Genomic DNA, 17473 nt, shown 5'->3' with positions numbered 1-17473 from the left:
TTAGAAATAAAGATGTAAAAACACTGCATAAATCGCAATACACAAACAACTCACTATAGTCCCCGAAGCGATATAAGCCGCTGATCTACCCGTCCCTTGATAATGTGTTTCTAAGGCTACAATATTAGCTGCTGGTGGCAAGCAAAACATTAAAAACATTACACCAATATGCTGATTTATATTTGGAATCGGTAAAAATCTATAACTTAATCCACAAAGTAAAAATCCACAGGCTACTTTAAATGCTTGAGCTTTTGTACTGTAAATTAAATCTTTTGCATAAACTCTGGTACGGCGCAGCCACATTCCAAGCACACACATACCTGCAAAAGTCATCGCAAATTTAGCAACCTCATAAACCCAATGTATAACAGGGCTTTCGATATGCTGGGCTCCTAAAAGTCTGAGTACAACAGCACAGAATATCGATATACAAGGCGGAGAAGTTAAAACCTTTTTTAATATATTGAGCTTACTTTGCGGTGCCGTAGTAACGGCAGTCACAGCCCAAGCATTGCCAAAAAGCGACATTCCAATATATAAAGCAACAATCGGAGCAGTTGCTTCAGGGCCAAATAAAGCCATGGCGAAAGGAAAACCAAGCCATCCCATGTTGGTATAACTTACGCAAAGCGCCAATAAGCGGTCTTTAAATAGAGCCAAATAAGCAAAGAAAATAATGAACGCCGAACCAAAACTAAAAAGCATTAAGCTCAAGCTTCCCGATTGATAAAAGACCATGTTGTAAATAATCACAATCGGAATCAGGAGTCGTGCAAGCCAAGCTGAGAGAATAGGTTTTACGGTTTCTGAAATGGAGGTCTGAGCAAGTAGAAGTCCTGTGATAAATGCCAATACAGGCAGTAATAATGCCACGCTCTCTCCTATCACTCGTCAAAATCAGCTTGTTATGCTACACCTTTTGATTTTGAAATGTATGATCAATTTCAAGTAAGTTCGTCTAAGAACGAAGCTCAATAAAATTTTAAAATCCTCCTAAAAATATCTTTAAAAAAACTAGTCGTAAGTGACTACTTATAAATATTGTCTTAAAAATGAAATATAAGTGTCACATTCCTGTCATGGCAACCTGTTGAGATAAAGCGAACTAAAAAGAGGTATAAAATTATGGCCGGTTTATCTATTTGGCATGTCGTCATTTTCGCAATTGTAGTTATTTTATTGTTCGGTACATCTAAATTAAAAAATATTGGTAAAGATGTTGGCGGTGCAGTAAGAGACTTTAAAAAATCAGTTCGTGAAGAAGACGAAGCTGCATCTTTAAATACTCCTCGTACAATCGATGCACAAGTTAAAACATCTGAAAGCACATCAGTGAAAAGCTAAAGGTTTGACCCATGCTTGATGTAGGAATGACAGAGCTACTCTGTTTTGCAATTATTGCAATTTTAGTTTTAGGTCCAGATAAGCTTCCCGAAGCTGCACGCTTTGCAGGCCGCTGGTATGTTCGACTAAAACGCTATATTACCAATCTGCAAAACGAGATTGATCAGGAGCTTCGTCTTTCTGAGTTCCGCAAAGAAATGCAAGAGGAACTTAACCGCATCGAAGCATTGGAACGAAAAGTACAGCAACAGCTTGAAGAAATACAAAAACAGCAAATTTCAGAACATTTAGAAGTTACTGAAACGCCTAAAACAACACCAAAGCCTATTCGGAAATGTATTCCTATATCAGACCATTACAAAGTACCGTATGTTGCTAAACCTACGCCTTTAGTGACTCAAATTGATATTGCAGAAATATCTCCTGTTGAATTGAAGATTGCCGTATGAACCAACTGCCTTCAACCACTGTAAATAGTCAAGAAAACTTAGACCAAATGCCAATCATGAATCATTTGGTTGTTTTAAGACGCCATTTATTCAGGATTGTAGGGGTAACATTATTCTTATTCTTTTGTTTATTACCCTTCCGAAATAATACTTACCAATTATTATCTGAGCCTTTAAGGTTACAACTCCCTGCATCATCGTCAATGATTGCAACAGATGTAACAGCAACCTTTATGGCGCCATTTAAACTTAATTTATTTGTCGCACTTATGCTTGCAATGCCATTTATTCTTTATGAAATATGGTCTTTTGTTCGCCCTGCGCTTTATCAAAAAGAACGCCATTTAGCGCTACCGTTACTGATTGGTAGTATTGTCCTATTTTATGCAGGTGTCGCTTTTGCTTATTACATTACCTTGCCTGCAATATTACATTTCTTTATTAGCGTTTCACCTGAAACAGTAGCACCAATGACCGATATTAATAGTTATTTAAGCTTCTGTTTAAAGCTATTTTTGGTATTTGGTGTGACCTTTGAGATTCCTATCGCGACCTTGCTACTCATTTTGATTGGTGTAGTAAATACGCAAAGCCTTGCTGAAAAAAGACGTTTTATTATTGTGGGCTGTTTTTTTGTTGCAATGTTTATTACTCCACCAGATGCGATTTCAATGGTGATGTTAGCTATTCCAATGTGGTTACTTTTTGAAATAGGCCTACTGTTCGGTAAGATTCTTGAGAAGAGAAAAAGCCAGACTGCTGAATAATTTAAAACTTCTCTTTAAAAGCCCGAATATTAAAATTTGGGCTTTTTACTTTTAAATCGTCTTAATTAATCAAACCATAAACTGTCTTCAAAGTGACTTAAAAATGTAAGAAAAGTGTCATTTCCAATCCATAGAATCGACTCAACAAATATACACACAAAAGTTACGGATTTATTATGACAACTGCTTCTAACCACCCAACACGTCGCGATATTTTAAAATGGTTTACGGGGATTCCTTTTCTTCCATTAGGTGCGATGGCTACGGCAGCAACGTTAGCAGGCTGTAATGACAGCAATAATGATTCAGATGTTGTTACTCCACCACCAACAGTAAACTTTAAAAACGCAACCTTTACATCAATGGCAGCGCCATCTTTAGCTAACCCAGCGGCGATGGCAACCACAACTGTTGCATCAAGCCTTTCAATTAATTGGGAAGATGGCTCAAAAACTGACTACACATTAGCGTATAAGCCTTTCTTTACCACAGGTGATTTGGTTGCAGACGGTAAAGGTGGAAAAATTCTGGCGGGTGGTTATGTTGATATTAATAATCAACCAATTATTGATAAGTCAAAACCAGGTCAAGAACGTCAATTCTTCTCTGACTGTCCGGACGGAAGCTCTTTAATTAGCTTTAAACAAGCAACAGGCCGTGACTTTACCGATGCAGACAAACAAGCTTTAGGTGTTACTGGCAACCCTGTATTTCACGTAGTTCAATTTGAATATACGACTCGTGACCAAAGCTTAGCGTCTATGTATGGTTTACTACCATCTCCAATTGCAATTTTAACTTTAGACCAAGACCCTAAAACTGGTCATTTAACTCTTGTTAAATACCACAATGTCGATACCTCTAAAGTAAACGGTTTATGGATCACGTGTGGTGCAAGTTTATCTCCATGGGGAACTCACCTGTCGAGTGAAGAATATGAACCAGATGCAAACAATGTTGCTGGAAGCTATTTACCAGTATTTAGCAAAAACTTATTTGGCGACAGTACAAAAGGTAATCCTTACCACTACGGTCACTTACCAGAAGTTACTGTAAATACGGATGGTACAGGTTCAATCAAAAAACATTACTGTTTAGGTCGTATCTCTCACGAACTTATTCAAGTTATGCCAGATAACCGCACTGCATTGATGGGTGATGATGCAACAAATGGCGGTTTATTCATGTTTGTTGCAGATAAAGAAAAAGACTTATCTGCGGGTACGCTCTATGTTGCTAAATGGAAGCAAACCTCAGGTGTAGGTGCTGGTGCCGGTGATATTTCGTGGATTAACCTTGGTCATGCAACAAGTGCTGAAGTAAAGAGCTGGGCTGATCAATATAAGATTACCGACCTGATGGATGTAAAAACGTCTGATCCAAAAGATGCAAGCTACACCAAAATCCGTTATAGCGGTAAAGACAACTGGGTAAAACTTGTACCTGGTAAAGAACGTGAAGCGGCTTTCTTAGAAACGCATCGTTATGCAGCCTTGGTTGGTGCAAGTATGGGCTTTACTAAGATGGAAGGCACAACTGTAAATATCAAAGACAAAATTGCTTACTCTGCGATGTCTTATGTACAGTCTTCTATGGTTGATAAAACTACTGATATTCAAGTACAAGGTCCAAAAGCTGGTGCAATTTACGCACATACGTTAAAAGGCAGCCAAGTTGATAACAAAGGTCAGCTTATTAACAGTGAATGGGTATCGACTCATATGGAACCACCTGCAGCTTTAGTGGGTGAAGACCTAACAACTGCTGATGCTTTAGGTAATACTGCAAATGCAGATAAAATTGCCAACCCAGATAACATTAAGTTCTCTGAAAATTTACGTACCCTCTTCATTGGTGAAGATAGTGGTATGCACGTAAATAACTTCTTATGGGCATATAATGTTGATACCAAACAATTAAGCCGTATCTTATCAACACCTGCTGGTGCAGAATCTACAGGTTTGCACGCAGTTGACTCTGTAAATGGTTGGACTTATATCATGAGTAACTTCCAGCACCCTGGTGACTGGGAATCTCCATTACACGATAAAGTAAAAGCAACTCTTGATCCTCTTGTTCGTGCAAACTACAAAGATCGTTTTGCAGCAGCAGTTGGTTATATTACAGCTGACCCTATAGCACCATCTGTTGTGAAGAAATAATTCTTAGCGCAACTCAAAAGAAGCCTGCCTTATGCAGGTTTCTTTTATTTAAAAGCATTTATAAAAATAAAAAGCCCTTTTCTTTTTTGACTAAACGATCAAATTTTTCATTAAGTTATCATTAAAACGTCAAGACCTCGTCATATTCAAAATTTAAGCTAATCAAGACTTTTAGAAAAAACTTATTTTGAATTAGGAATTTAATATGAACGATTTGACGCCATATCATGAAGATCAGGAATTAGACAACAACACTTCAGACAATATTCACTTTCGTGATGTTTTAGACCAATATGTGAGCCGTCGTAGCCTCATTACTAAAGCAGCAAGCGGTGCTGTGGCATTAACTTTAGCCTCTACTTTAACGGGCTGTAATGATAATAACGATGACTCTGGTTCTAACAACGGTGGAACTGCTCCAGTCGATCCAAATAAAAAGCCTGAAAAACTTACCTTTACGCCAGTGGCTAAAAATTTAAATGATATTGTGACCGTACCAGAAGGTTACGAAGCAAATGTAATTTACGCTTTAGGTGATTCTCTTAATCCTTCTTTTGGTGATTGGGACGATAACAATATTCCATCTGGTCCAAGCTTCCAGTTTCGCTCAGGTGACTGCCATGATGGTATGCACTATTTTGGTTTAAACACATCAACAAACCGTTTTGATGACACTGTCTCAGCACAAGGTTTATTGGTGATGAACCACGAATACATCAACCAAACCTTTCTACACCCTAAAGGTCCAACCAAAGTTGATGGACGCCGCCCAGAAGACGAAGTCATTCGTGAAACCAATGCCCATGGGGTTTCTGTAGTTCATATCAAAAAAGACCCTGTTACTCAAAAAGTCGAGGTTGTAAAAAACTCTATTTTTAATAGACGCATTACAGGTTCTACAGTCATGGACTTCGCTGGTGCCGCGGCAGGATCTAACTTACTTTCGACGCGTTTTTCGCCTGCTGGCCGCCAGACTCGTGGTACACACAACAACTGTGGTAATGGCTATACACCTTGGGGAACATACTTAACCACGGAAGAAAACTTCATTGGTTATTTTGCGCGTAGTACAACTGATGATGCGCTACGTACTCCAGAAGAAATTATTGCTCTTAAACGCTATGGTCTTAAAGCAGGATCAAGCTCTCGCTACGGTTGGGAAACCGCAATTGGTCAAGTAGAGGCGCAAGACCTATATGACCGCTGGAATGCCGATGTAAAAGCAGCTCAAGCAACTCAAGATTACCGCAATGGACCAAACACATTTGGCTGGATGGTCGAAATTGACCCATTTGATAATCGCCAAAATCCGGTTAAACGCACATCATTAGGCCGTTTTGCCCATGAAGATAGTGCATGCCGTGCCGTAGCAGGTCAACCAATCGCATTTTATATGGGGGATGACTCTCGTGGCGAATATATCTATAAGTTTGTTTCAACCGCAGTGTGGGACACAAAAGATATAAACGGCGGCTATGCAGCCGGTGACAAATACATGAACTCAGGTAAGTTGTATGTTGCCAAGTTTAATAACGATGGTTCAGGTCAATGGATTGAACTTGCCTACGGTAAAAATGGTTTAAATGAAAGTAACACTACCTATCCATTTAAATCTCAGGCAGAGGTAGTCACTTTTGCACGCTTGGCGGCAGATTCAGTCGGAGCAACTAAAATGGATCGCCCAGAGTGGGCTACAGTTAACCCAATCAATGGCGAAATCTATGTCACACTTACAAATAACTCAAACCGTGGTAAAGATTACCCTACAGATGCGGCTAACCCTCGTAACTATACCGATCTGTATGCAGGCACAAAAGAACAAAAAGGAAATGTGAACGGTCATATCATCCGTTTTAGAGAAGCCGATGACAAAACCACTGCTGAAACCTTCAAATGGGATATTTATCTGTTCGGTGCAGAAGCTTCGATGGCTTCAAATATCAATTTGTCAGGTTTAACAGACAATAACGACTTTTCGTCTCCAGATGGTATGTGGTTTGACCCACGCGGTGTTCTCTGGATTGAAACAGATGACGGCGCTTATACAGATGTCACCAACTGTATGATGCTTGCAGCTCTGCCAGGACAAATTGGTGATGGTGGTGCGGCAACTACTTCAAATGGTCAGCAAACCATAACAGGTGCTAAAGTTACAGATGCAACATTACGCCGTTTCTTAGTTGGACCAAAGCAATGTGAAATTACTGGTATTGCCATGACACCTGACTACAAAGCTATTTTCATTAATGTTCAGCATCCTGGTGAAGACTCGGCAAGTTATGCAAAACCAGAAAGTAACTGGCCTGCCACACAAAAAGATCCAAGCAACAAAACTGCCCGCCCACGTTCGGCAACTGTAGTTATTACCCGTAAAGATGGCGGTGTTATTGCTGGTTAATTGATTTCTTCCTAGAAAATGCCGATCAAGTGATCGGCATTCTTTTAACGGTTTAGAGGCACCTGCTGCTGTACAATTTGGCCGCTATGTTCGCCTTGCTGGGTCTTTTCCAACCAAATCCATTCATTATTGGTCATTCTTAAAAAATTCGAACACCGGGTTCCATATACTGGACTTTGAATAAAAGTCGATGATAACAACTCTTCCATTTCTGGTTGAATGCCTGTATTTGGCAACAATGCTGTGGTGACCTTGCGCTCATCTTCTAAAATATCCCACGCTGCATGTTGCAAGCTTAACTCTTCTGTTTTGTGCTGATGCATAGGCAAGAACTCTTGCGTAAAACGTGTGCGTAAATGTCTGGTTTTCTCCCAGTGATCGGACATTAAACCATTCGAAACCACATAAACACCGTTGGCTAATACTTGAGGAGCCTCACCACGATTGCTCATGTAGACCGCTTGATCGGCAGTCCCCATAAACAGGTTAAAACCAGCAAAGTTCTGTTGCCGTTGTTCTAATTGCTGAGCAAAGCGAATCGGTAATAAATCAGACTCTAAAAAAGCCTGAACCAAATGACCACGAGAAGTTTCATATTGTTTTTTATCACGTCCATCACGGAAATTGGTTAACACAGCCCATCGGCCCTGCGGCGTAACACCCATCCAAGTACCACCGGACTGTAAGTCTTGCCCTGCAATGATTGGCGTATGTTCCCATTGATGCAACAATGCTGTTGATCGATGATAAAACTCATCACGGTTTGAAATCAGACACAAGGGCATATCATCCAGAACATGCCATGCTAAAGCCACAATACACATTGATTCTTGTTCCCTATGTTTACACATTGAATGTACAACATTTTTCACATCATTCCGCTACAATCTGTCAAAACGTAAGATCAAGGAGCAGCAATGCTGACCTATCCTAATATCGATCCGGTCGCAATACATCTAGGACCTCTTCAAGTCCATTGGTATGGACTCATGTATTTATTGGCATTTTTATGTGCTTGGGGACTCGCTTCCTACCGTGCCAAACAGCGTGATGGCTGGACATCGGACATGGTTTCCGATCTGGTGTTTTACGGCGCCTTAGGGGTTGTACTCGGCGGACGTATCGGCTATGTGCTTTTCTATGAGTTTGATAAATTCCTTGAAAACCCGATCTGGCTTTTCCAAGTCTGGACAGGTGGTATGAGCTTCCACGGCGGCTTCTTAGGCGTCATGATTGCAATGTTATTCTGGTGTAAAAAATATCAAAAAACGTGGTTCCAGACACTCGACTTTATTGCGCCATGTGTACCGACAGGCTTAATGTTTGGACGCTTCGGTAACTTTATTGGTGGAGAATTATATGGTCGTGCGGTTACAGATCCAAATTATCCATTCGGAATGATTTTCCCAACCGACCCATTACATTTAATTCGTCACCCTTCTCAAATTTATCAAGCGCTTTGTGAAGGTCTAATTCTATTCATTGTTTTGTGGTGGTTTAGCTCAAAACCACGCCCACGCATGGCCGTATCTGCCCTATTTTTAATGGGTTATGGTGTTGCACGCTTTGTAATGGAATTCTTCCGTCAACCAGATGCTGACCAAGGTTTTATCTTATTTGGTTGGATGACGAAAGGACAAATCCTCACCGTTCCAATGCTACTCATTGGCCTTTGGATGATGTGGTATGCCTACCAAAAGAAAATTTATGACTGGGGCCCTCAAAAGAACAGTTAACATCTAAATCAGAGGAGTTTCGGCTCCTCTTTTTTATGCTACAGTTTTTATCTCCCAAGAAAGAAGATTCGCCATGCTGGAATTCTGGTTTAACAAGCAAGTCCCGACTTTTAAAAAATTAATGATCTTAATTATTACCCTCTTAATCTGTATTGGGTTATATCAATATCAACCATTGCCTTTAGATACTATTTTAATGTTTACAGGAACTGGGGTTATTTTTTTAATCTGCCGTTACTTTAAATTGCATTTTGCTCAAAGTAACCCAACCGGTTTACTTTATCGCCTATTTACGTGGGTGCCTATTGCCCTCTTGTTTGCACTTATTTTTGTAAAAACCATGCCTAACTTGCTGATCTGGGGCGTCCAAGGCATTGCATTTATGGCACTTGCTGCTTTTATTTTTTCACCACAATCGTTATTTAACAAATAGGCTCATTTTTTATGTTGGCTTATTGGTATAACGCACCACGTCACATCAAACTCATCTTTATTATTGTCGTTTGTGCTGCAATTTATGCAGCCAATCAGGTACAGCCTTTATCGCCGACTTACACTGTTCTTAGCCTCGTGTTAGGGTTCGGGCTTCATTTCGGGCAATATTTACAAACAAAAATTTCAGAGCACAGTTCATATAAACTTAAGCTCCAGTTTCTGCTTAGAATTTACCCTCTCATTATTGTAGCTATTATAATGTGGTTACTGCCCCCTCAACACAATTGGATCGCAACACTACAAGCTTTAGGCTTTGTACTGGTTGGATTTTTTCTTGTTTCGATTTATCAAAATCGTGCAAAGCGATTTTAATTACAAAGCAAGGCTCGCTTTCCTAACAGTCCTGAATCCATGCTATTATCTTCCACGGTTTATTAATCCATGAACCGTCTCCCCTTTTATTTTATGGAAATTAATCCGAACTCGAGAGTGTTATGCGTGCATATTTAGACCTTCTACAACATATCCTTGATAATGGCGGTGACAAAGGCGACCGTACAGGCACAGGAACCCGTTCTGTATTTGGTCATCAAATGCGTTTTGATCTCTCTAAGGGTTTTCCTTTACTCACCACAAAAAAAGTTCACTTTCGTTCTATCGTGATTGAGTTACTTTGGTTCTTAAAAGGCGATACTAACGTTAAGTACTTACAAGACAATAAAGTCACCATTTGGGATGAATGGGCAACAGCAGAACAAACTGCCCGTTTCGGCCGCCCAGAACATGAGCTTGGCCCAGTTTATGGCCATCAATGGCGTAATTTCGGCGCAACTAAAAATGCCGATGGTACTTATAACCAAGATGGTTTTGACCAAATTAAATGGTTAATTAATGAAATTAAAACCAACCCAAATTCACGCCGTTTAATTGTCTCTGGTTGGAATCCAAATGAGGCAGGACAAGTTGCATTACCGCCTTGCCATACACTCTTCCAATTTTTTGTACAAGACAACAAGTTGTCATGCCAGCTTTATCAACGTAGTGCTGACGTATTCTTAGGCGTGCCATTTAATATTGCCAGCTATGCCCTACTCACCCATATGATTGCTCAGGTGTGTGGCTTAGGTGTTGGTGATTTTGTTTGGACAGGTGGCGATACGCATCTTTACGCAAACCATTTTGAACAGGCAAAACTACAATTGACGCGTGAGCCATTACCACTTTGCCAATTAAAACTTAATCCGGAAGTTAAAGATATTTTCGACTTTAAATTTGAAGATATCGAGATTGTAGGCTACGAGTCACATCCGGCAATTAAAGCACCAGTTGCAGTATAACGACGGCTTAAATTTCATTAGATTACGGTTTAGAGAATAAAATTATGGCATGGCAAAATGTAGAAGTTGTCCACGTTGTCGCAATGGACAAAAATCACTGTATTGGTAAAGGCAATGCGTTGCCATGGCATATCTCTGCCGACTTAAAACACTTTAAAGAAATCACACAAGGTGGTGTGGTGATCATGGGCCGTAAAACCCTTGAGTCTATGGGCCGTGCTCTACCGAACCGTGTGAACTGGGTAATTACCCGTGACATTAACTGGCATTTTGACGGCGTAAAAATTGCGTATTCAATTGAAGATGCTTTAAATGCTGCTTTAGAAGATGCCAAAAACACCGAAAAGCAAGCTTTATTCATTATTGGTGGCGGTGAAATCTTTAAGCAAACCTTGTCAATTGCAGACCGTCTTGAGCTCACTCATGTTGACTTAGATGTACAAGGTGATGCACATTATCCAACTATACCGAGTGAATTTCATAAAACTGCAAGCGAACAGCAAGTAGATGAAAAATCAGGAACTTCATTCGAATTTGCCACTTATAAAAAATAATTTTCTGGTCGCCTATGCACAATATTGGAACGCGTGAGTTTATTATCGCCCTCGCTTTCGGCGCTTTACATAGTTTATTCACGTTGTTTATTGTGCTTTCCAGCATTTGGGTATGCTTAGCCTTATGGGTGCAACAACCTTTTGGCTGGTTAGGCAGCCGTATTATTATTGGCATATGGATTGCCTTTGCTCTAAGTATGGCAGGCTTATATTTTAATGGGCATATCATTAGCCGTCGTACAGACGTTTTAATCTACCTGTTAGCTTTTGCCTGCTCTTTGGTTTGGTACTTTTCGATTACTGCACGTCAAGACCGTGACTGGAACCCTGAAGTTGCCAATATGTTAAGTTACGAAAAACACGGCGATGTTATTACCTTGCATAATGTCCGTAACTTCAACTGGCATCCAGATGGAACCTATGATGTCCGCTGGGAAACCCGTACTTTTGATCTAAACCAGTTAAATGGCATAAATATCATTACCTCTTATTGGATGGGGCCACAAATTGCCCATACACTGGTCAGTTTCGAATTTAAAAATCAACAACCTTTAGTTTTTTCCATCGAAATACGAAAAGAAAAGACTGAAGAATTTTCGGCAATTGGTGGTTTTTTTAGAAAATATGAACTGAGCTTAATTGCATCTGATGAAAAAGATATTGTCTACACACGTAGCAACATTCGTAAAGAGCAAGTTTATAATTTCCCGGTCAATATGCCTCGCTCTGAACAAAAAGCACTATTTTTAGAATATCTTAAAAAGTCAGATGAGCTACGTGCACAGCCAAAATGGTATAACACCCTCACAAGTAATTGCACAACCTTGATTTTTGATATGGTTCAAGCCATTAATCCATATCAACTTCCTAAAGATTATCGGTTGATTGCTTCTGGTTACTTACCTAATTATTTATATGATCTTAAAGCACTTAATCAAAATATTAGTTTAAAACAGTGGTATCAAATCGCACATATCAATCCACGTACTGAGCATTTTGAACAACTTTCAGATCAGAGTAGTGAACACTTCTCTCAAATTGTGCGACAAGGTTTACCCAAAGCTGACTAGAGTCTGCTTGATATTTTATAGACTCATTTTCGCCAAATACTAGAAGAACACTTTGAGAGCATTGAATATGATCTGCAAAAATTACAAAGTAACTGTATAACTTATTCAATTTGTAAATTAACCAGTTTTCTAATAAAGGAAAATAATCATGATAGAAAAAATTACACCATTTAGTATTTCTAAAGTATTTAATGCACCTCGTGATCTTGTATTCAAGGTATATACTGATATTAATCACTTACAAAATTGGATGAGTCCAAAAAATTTTAAAATCATTCATACCTCAATGGATTTTAGAGTTGGTGGAACTTATCACTATGGATTAGAAGGACCCGATGGAACACAAATGTGGGGTAAGCAAGTGTTTCGTGAGATTGTACCTAATGAGCGATTAACGTTTATTCAATCTTTTTCAGACAAAGACGGTAACAGCACACGACACCCTATGTCACCGACATGACCATTAGAAATGTTAGCAACCACAACTTTTGAAAATATTGATAATAAAACAAAAGTCACAATTACTTGGCAACCGTGGAACTCTGACGATATTGGTAACTCAACTTTTGATTCTGCACGCGATGGAATGACGCAAGGATTTAATGGAACATTCTCCAATTTAGAAGCTTATTTAAAAACCCTTTAAATATAGAGGATCTGTTGGTGGCTATCGAAAACTAAATAAGTTATTCTCTTTTTCTTTACTTTTTTATACACGCTTTACTTTGTAATCTAGATAGATAGACCCTATTGTAATAGGCAGGAAATAGAGGGAAAAACAATGCAACAGGCATTATTTGGCGGCGGCTGTTTTTGGTGCGTCGAAGCCGTATTTTTACAAATACGTGGTGTAGAAAAAGTAACAAGTGGTTATGCTGGTGGGCATACAACTCAGCCAACTTATGAGCAAGTATGTCAAGGTGACACTCAACATGCTGAAGTTGTTCTCATCGACTTTGATGAACAACAAGTTACATATTCTCAGTTACTTGATGTGTTCTTTGCAACGCATGATCCAACGACCTTAAATCGCCAAGGTAATGATATTGGTACTCAGTACCGCTCTGTTATTTACTATTTTAATGAAGAGCAAAAACAGGCAGCAGAACACACGATTCAAACGTTAAAAGATGACGATCTTGATATTGTGACTGAGCTATCTCCTGCCCCGACATTCTATCCAGCCGAAGAATATCATCAGAATTACTATGCAAAGAATCCTTCACAAGGTTATTGCAACTTTGCGATTCCACCTAAGCTATTAAAGCTATATAGTAAATTCCAGCATCTAATGAAAGATCAATAAATTAGAGCAATAAAAAAGCAACCGACTTGGTTGCTTTTTTATTGAGTAAACTAAATTTTAGTTTTCACTTACAAAGGCAATATCGCTCAGTCCGGCTTCACTGGCGCGAGACATTACCTGAGCTACCGTATCGTACTTCGACTCTTTATCAGCACGAAGTTGAACGGTTGGTTTAACCGCACCTTGACCTGCTTCTTGGAAACGTTTTTGAAGCTCATCAAGACTAATTACTTGAGTATCCCAAGCCACTTCACCATTTGCATTGATACTAATCGTAATTGCTTTTGGTGGTGGATCAATAATTTCAGCAGTTGTTTTAGGCAGTGTTAATGGAATCGATGGGTTGGCAACTGTTGCTGTGACCAAAAAGATGATCATTAACACCAACATAATGTCGATTAGCGGAATGAGGTTCATCTCATTTATGCCACTATCGTGGTCTTCACCCAATTGAAAAGCCATTAAGCTTGACCTCCAACATAACTTTGCTCTGCAGTTTTAACATCAGACTTTACAGTTGAGTCTTGCTGCAACATGGTGTCGATTAACAAACTGTGTGCTTGATCTTGTAAATCATGAGCAAGACCACGATTAGCACGTACACAAATGTTATAAGCCAATACCGCAGGAATCGCAACTGCAAGACCAAGACCAGTCATAATAAGTGCTTCACCTACTGGTGTAGCCACCTGAGCCAAACCTGCTTGTCCGCTCTTACCTACAGCAACCAGCGCGTGGAAAATACCCCATACCGTACCAAACAAACCAACAAATGGTGCAATTGAAGCAATTGTTCCTAAAACAGAAATACCTTTTTCAGCATTGACTTTTTCAGCAGAAATTTGGCGCAATAGTGCTTGCTCTGCAACTGCTTTACGCTGTTCAAAACTCAAAGGCTGTAACTTTGCTTTTAGCGAACTAATAGCTTTAGAGAGTTGAGCGTAAGCTTGTTGTTTTAATTGGCGAGTCCCCATCAAACGTAAGATGAAAACTGTCCAGGTAGCAATCGACATTGCCAATAAAATGAAATACAGAGTTTTACTCACTGCATCTGCATGTTGCCAATAGATTGAAAAGTTCATATTAGAACTCCTGATTAAGGTTAGCCGTTGGGACTCAAATTCGTTTAAGGGGTTAAATCAAAGGGTTGCTCGGCTTTAATTGGATAAGCAACACCGTTTTCCATATAAGGTTTAAATTTTGCACCACGTACAGCACGGACAACTTTGTCATCTAGACTTGAAATGCCACTGCTTCGTGTTACACGTACGTTGGTAATCTTACCTTTTTCATCGGCTTCAATCAGTACAACAACCGAACGCGCTTCGCCTTGTAAATCTTTTGGTGAAACAGTCAAACGTGGTGAACGGCTCCACTGCACACCTGAACCACCAATTGAAACATGTTTTGGTGATGGATCTGGCGCAGGTTGAGCTTTAGGTGCTTCTTGCACCACTGGCTTTGGCTTTTCAACGACTTTTTCAGTCACAGTAGTTGTTGGGGTCACTACTTTTGGTTCAACTTTAGGTTCTGTCTTTACTGCCTGTTTAGGAGTTTCAGCCTTTTTCACCTGCTGAATTTTTTCCACTGGTTTAGGCGGAGTCACAGGTTTCTCAACAACCTTAACTTCTTTCACTTCTTTTTTAGGTTCCGGCTTTTTAGGCGGTTCTTTCGGTTTCGGTGGTAAAGGTTTTGGTTGTTCTTGAATTTTTACAAAGCGGATTTGTAAAGGCTTCTTATCAATTGGCTTTAGTTCAGCAGGCTTAATGTGGCTAACTGCCCATAAGACCCCGATATGACCAATTGCAACCGCAATTAGTGCCGTGATGACTTTCTTTTTCATCGGATTGGGAGAGTTTAAGGCTGCGGAAGATTGACTCATAAGAATCTAATTACCTAATGGATGATGAAGTCGACTTCAATTTATAGAAACGATTTCAAACATCGGATAGAACAATAAAGTGCCACAATAATAAATGAGAAGTGTTTTCATTTGCAACTACTTTTTTTGTGAAAACACTTTCCAGTATTGTGCGATCTAACTTCATAAAGTGATATCACTTTACTTTTCTCATGTTTAGACAATGCACTAAAACTTGTTGGTTTCAGATACTACTTATCAAATCGTGCTCAACTTAAAAAAACATTAAGCAACTATATTGAACGTAATCAATGAAACCTCAAATCATAGTTATGTTATAACATTTTAATTTTATTTTAGCCATAAAAAAGCACACTCAAAAGTGTGCTTTTAAAAATATGAGGTAATTAGAAAACAACCGTCTTATTACCATCTACAATGATTCGGTCTTCTAAATGCCATTTAACAGCACGAGCTAACACATTACGTTCCACATCTTCCCCAAGCTCACGTAACTGCTCAACATTATAATCGTGGCTCACACGTTCAACGTCTTGCTCAATAATTGGGCCTTGGTCTAGGTCAGCAGTCACATAGTGAGCTGTTGCACCAATCAACTTCACACCTTTTTCATAGGCTTGCTTATATGGATTTGCCCCAACGAAAGCAGGTAAGAATGAGTGGTGAATATTGATGATTTTCATTTCCCATTTAGAAACGAAATCTTCACTTAAAATCTGCATGTAACGCGCTAGAACTAATAAGTCATTACCCTGCATCATTTCATGAATTTGAGCATAGGCTTCTGCTTTATTGTCTTTAGTTACCTTAATCACAGTAAACGGAATACCAAAGTTTTCAACTGCTTCACGTAAATCTTCATGGTTAGAAATAACGTGGGTAATTTCACAAGGTAAAGAACCACGAGCATGGCGCCACAATAACTCAAGCAAAGCATGGTCGACTTTAGAAACTAAAATACCAACCTTTTTAACGTCATTTACAAAAGCAAGACGCCATTGCATGCCATAACGTTCAGCAACATTTGCAGCGAAAGTCTGAATTAAAGCATCCTTACGTGACTGTAAATGATCAAGTTCAAATTCAACACGCATGAAATAACGCCCGCCTTGAGCTTCCGTCGCATACTGATCAAGCGCGGTAATGTTTGCACCTTGGTGGTACAAAAAGCTCGATACAGCCTGTACGATCCCAGGCTTGTCTTCACAAGTAATCAGTAAACGGGCTGTATTGGCAGTGGTCATATTCATTTGGTTAATATCACTTAATTGAGACAAAATTTTGATAAGCCGAGTATTCTAGCGCTCTAAATAAACAAGCACAACTATTCATCTTTTAAGGATGACAAGCTTGCAAAAAGATCAGAGGGTCCAAGTGATTCTAACAATTGTTCATAAGTCGCACGGCTTTCACCCATCAAATAAGGGCCTTCTAAGAAAACCATTTGACGTAATGCTTGCCAGACCCATTTCTCTTCAAGGTGATTATTGTCACTAATATGCCCAGACATATATAGAAAGTTGGTCCAGTTGGTTAAGACAATCCAAAGGTTAATAATTAAAGCTTCAATTTCAGAAGCTGTCATTTTCATAAGTCCTGCATCAACAAAGGCCTGATAAATTCGTTGTCCTTGTTGCATCACCTGCCCCGCAAATCGCGGATAGATCTTCTTAAAGTCTTCGTTACTTTCAACTAAGTGATAAACATCACGATGAATAAAACGATAGTTCCATAACTGACCGCTGAGCACTTGAAAATAGTTAATTTTGTCATTGGTCGTTAATGGTCTGTCTTCAGGTAAAGATAGCATTTCCAAAGTCTCGACCTGATATTGATACATTAATTCTTTAATAATTTCATGCTTGTTTCGAAAGTGATAATACAAGTTTCCAGGACTAATGCCCAACTCTGCAGCAATATGATTGGTAGTGACAGACCGTTCGCCACGCTCATTAAAAAGCTGCAAACTGATTTGTAAAATCCGGTCTTTTGTCTTCAAAGCTTTAGGTAGAGACATTTTAATAACCTTC

General features: G+C 39.3%; 19 protein-coding genes and 1 pseudogene. 13 read left to right on the top strand and 7 right to left on the bottom strand.

The features are described from left to right. Entirely contained in the window at nt 1-876 is an 876-nt protein-coding gene (locus tag J678_RS12300) for an AEC family transporter (RefSeq protein ID WP_017393933.1), read from the bottom strand. A gap of 252 nt (nt 877-1128) precedes the next feature. Between J678_RS12300 and J678_RS12295 the strand changes: the two genes are divergently transcribed. The 5 genes from J678_RS12295 to J678_RS12275 all read left to right on the top strand — a co-directional run bounded on the left by J678_RS12295 (nt 1129) and on the right by J678_RS12275 (nt 7123). Next, nucleotides 1129-1347, top strand: a complete 219-nt coding sequence (locus tag J678_RS12295) for a Sec-independent protein translocase subunit TatA (protein WP_002053267.1) — start codon at nt 1129-1131, stop codon at nt 1345-1347. Nucleotides 1348-1358: 11 nt separating this feature from the next. Continuing rightward, nucleotides 1359-1796 (top strand): Sec-independent protein translocase protein TatB, encoded by a 438-nt coding sequence (tatB, locus tag J678_RS12290; protein ID WP_017393934.1) that lies wholly within the window; start codon nt 1359-1361, stop codon nt 1794-1796. After that, nucleotides 1793-2563 carry a twin-arginine translocase subunit TatC gene (gene tatC / locus J678_RS12285; RefSeq protein WP_002053474.1) on the top strand — a complete coding sequence of 257 codons (771 nt, stop codon included), beginning with the start codon at nt 1793-1795 and terminating at the stop codon, nt 2561-2563. The genes tatB and tatC overlap by 4 nt, the downstream gene beginning before the upstream one ends. Before the next feature lie 176 nt (nt 2564-2739). Continuing rightward, entirely contained in the window at nt 2740-4725 is a 1986-nt protein-coding gene (locus tag J678_RS12280) for a PhoX family protein (RefSeq protein WP_002053376.1), read from the top strand. A 205-nt stretch (nt 4726-4930) separates the two neighbouring features. After that, complete coding sequence (locus J678_RS12275) at nt 4931-7123, top strand: PhoX family protein (RefSeq protein ID WP_017393935.1); 2193 nt, start codon at nt 4931-4933, stop codon at nt 7121-7123. Nucleotides 7124-7167: 44 nt separating this feature from the next. Here J678_RS12275 and J678_RS12270 read toward each other — a convergent pair whose 3' ends face one another. Further along, nucleotides 7168-7947: an NRDE family protein gene (locus tag J678_RS12270; protein ID WP_017393936.1), complete on the bottom strand. Its 780-nt coding sequence runs from the start codon at nt 7945-7947 to the stop codon at nt 7168-7170. A 93-nt stretch (nt 7948-8040) separates the two neighbouring features. Between J678_RS12270 and lgt the strand changes: the two genes are divergently transcribed. The 8 genes and pseudogenes from lgt to msrA all read left to right on the top strand — a co-directional run bounded on the left by lgt (nt 8041) and on the right by msrA (nt 13561). Continuing rightward, nucleotides 8041-8859 carry a prolipoprotein diacylglyceryl transferase gene (gene lgt, locus J678_RS12265; protein ID WP_017393937.1) on the top strand — a complete coding sequence of 273 codons (819 nt, stop codon included), beginning with the start codon at nt 8041-8043 and terminating at the stop codon, nt 8857-8859. Between the two features lie 73 nt (nt 8860-8932). Then, nucleotides 8933-9292, top strand: a complete 360-nt coding sequence (locus tag J678_RS12260) for a hypothetical protein (RefSeq protein ID WP_004710678.1) — start codon at nt 8933-8935, stop codon at nt 9290-9292. An 11-nt stretch (nt 9293-9303) separates the two neighbouring features. After that, entirely contained in the window at nt 9304-9666 is a 363-nt protein-coding gene (locus J678_RS12255) for a hypothetical protein (protein WP_017393938.1), read from the top strand. Nucleotides 9667-9788: 122 nt separating this feature from the next. Beyond that, nucleotides 9789-10631, top strand: coding sequence for a thymidylate synthase (thyA, locus tag J678_RS12250; RefSeq protein WP_001203170.1), 843 nt, complete (start codon nt 9789-9791; stop codon nt 10629-10631). Nucleotides 10632-10675: 44 nt separating this feature from the next. Continuing rightward, nucleotides 10676-11185: a dihydrofolate reductase gene (locus J678_RS12245; RefSeq protein ID WP_000312548.1), complete on the top strand. Its 510-nt coding sequence runs from the start codon at nt 10676-10678 to the stop codon at nt 11183-11185. Nucleotides 11186-11199: 14 nt separating this feature from the next. After that, the gene (locus J678_RS12240; RefSeq protein WP_017393939.1) at nt 11200-12255 is read left to right on the top strand and encodes a DUF4105 domain-containing protein; all 1056 of its coding nucleotides are present in this window, start codon (nt 11200-11202) and stop codon (nt 12253-12255) included. Nucleotides 12256-12403: 148 nt separating this feature from the next. Next, nucleotides 12404-12901 (top strand): annotated as a pseudogene (locus tag J678_RS0104180) (SRPBCC family protein). Nucleotides 12902-13036: 135 nt separating this feature from the next. Then, nucleotides 13037-13561 carry a peptide-methionine (S)-S-oxide reductase MsrA gene (gene msrA / locus J678_RS12235; RefSeq protein ID WP_002053439.1) on the top strand — a complete coding sequence of 175 codons (525 nt, stop codon included), beginning with the start codon at nt 13037-13039 and terminating at the stop codon, nt 13559-13561. Between the two features lie 57 nt (nt 13562-13618). Here msrA and J678_RS12230 read toward each other — a convergent pair whose 3' ends face one another. The 5 genes from J678_RS12230 to J678_RS12210 all read right to left on the bottom strand — a co-directional run bounded on the left by J678_RS12230 (nt 13619) and on the right by J678_RS12210 (nt 17460). Continuing rightward, complete coding sequence (locus tag J678_RS12230; RefSeq protein WP_002053449.1) at nt 13619-14023, bottom strand: ExbD/TolR family protein; 405 nt, start codon at nt 14021-14023, stop codon at nt 13619-13621. Beyond that, nucleotides 14023-14643, bottom strand: a complete 621-nt coding sequence (locus J678_RS12225) for a MotA/TolQ/ExbB proton channel family protein (protein ID WP_002053291.1) — start codon at nt 14641-14643, stop codon at nt 14023-14025. Before J678_RS12225 ends, J678_RS12230 begins: the two co-directional genes overlap by 1 nt. A gap of 44 nt (nt 14644-14687) precedes the next feature. After that, entirely contained in the window at nt 14688-15443 is a 756-nt protein-coding gene (locus tag J678_RS12220) for an energy transducer TonB (protein ID WP_017393942.1), read from the bottom strand. Nucleotides 15444-15829: 386 nt separating this feature from the next. After that, nucleotides 15830-16693, bottom strand: a complete 864-nt coding sequence (gene purU / locus J678_RS12215) for a formyltetrahydrofolate deformylase (RefSeq protein ID WP_002053369.1) — start codon at nt 16691-16693, stop codon at nt 15830-15832. A gap of 74 nt (nt 16694-16767) precedes the next feature. Continuing rightward, nucleotides 16768-17460: a TetR/AcrR family transcriptional regulator gene (locus tag J678_RS12210; protein WP_002053350.1), complete on the bottom strand. Its 693-nt coding sequence runs from the start codon at nt 17458-17460 to the stop codon at nt 16768-16770. Nucleotides 17461-17473: the final 13 nt, after the last annotated feature.

The sequence above is a fragment of the Acinetobacter sp. 1424608 genome (assembly GCF_000588255.1).
GTDB lineage: Bacteria > Pseudomonadota > Gammaproteobacteria > Pseudomonadales > Moraxellaceae > Acinetobacter > Acinetobacter nosocomialis.
This window is presented reverse-complemented; position numbering and strand designations above follow the sequence as displayed.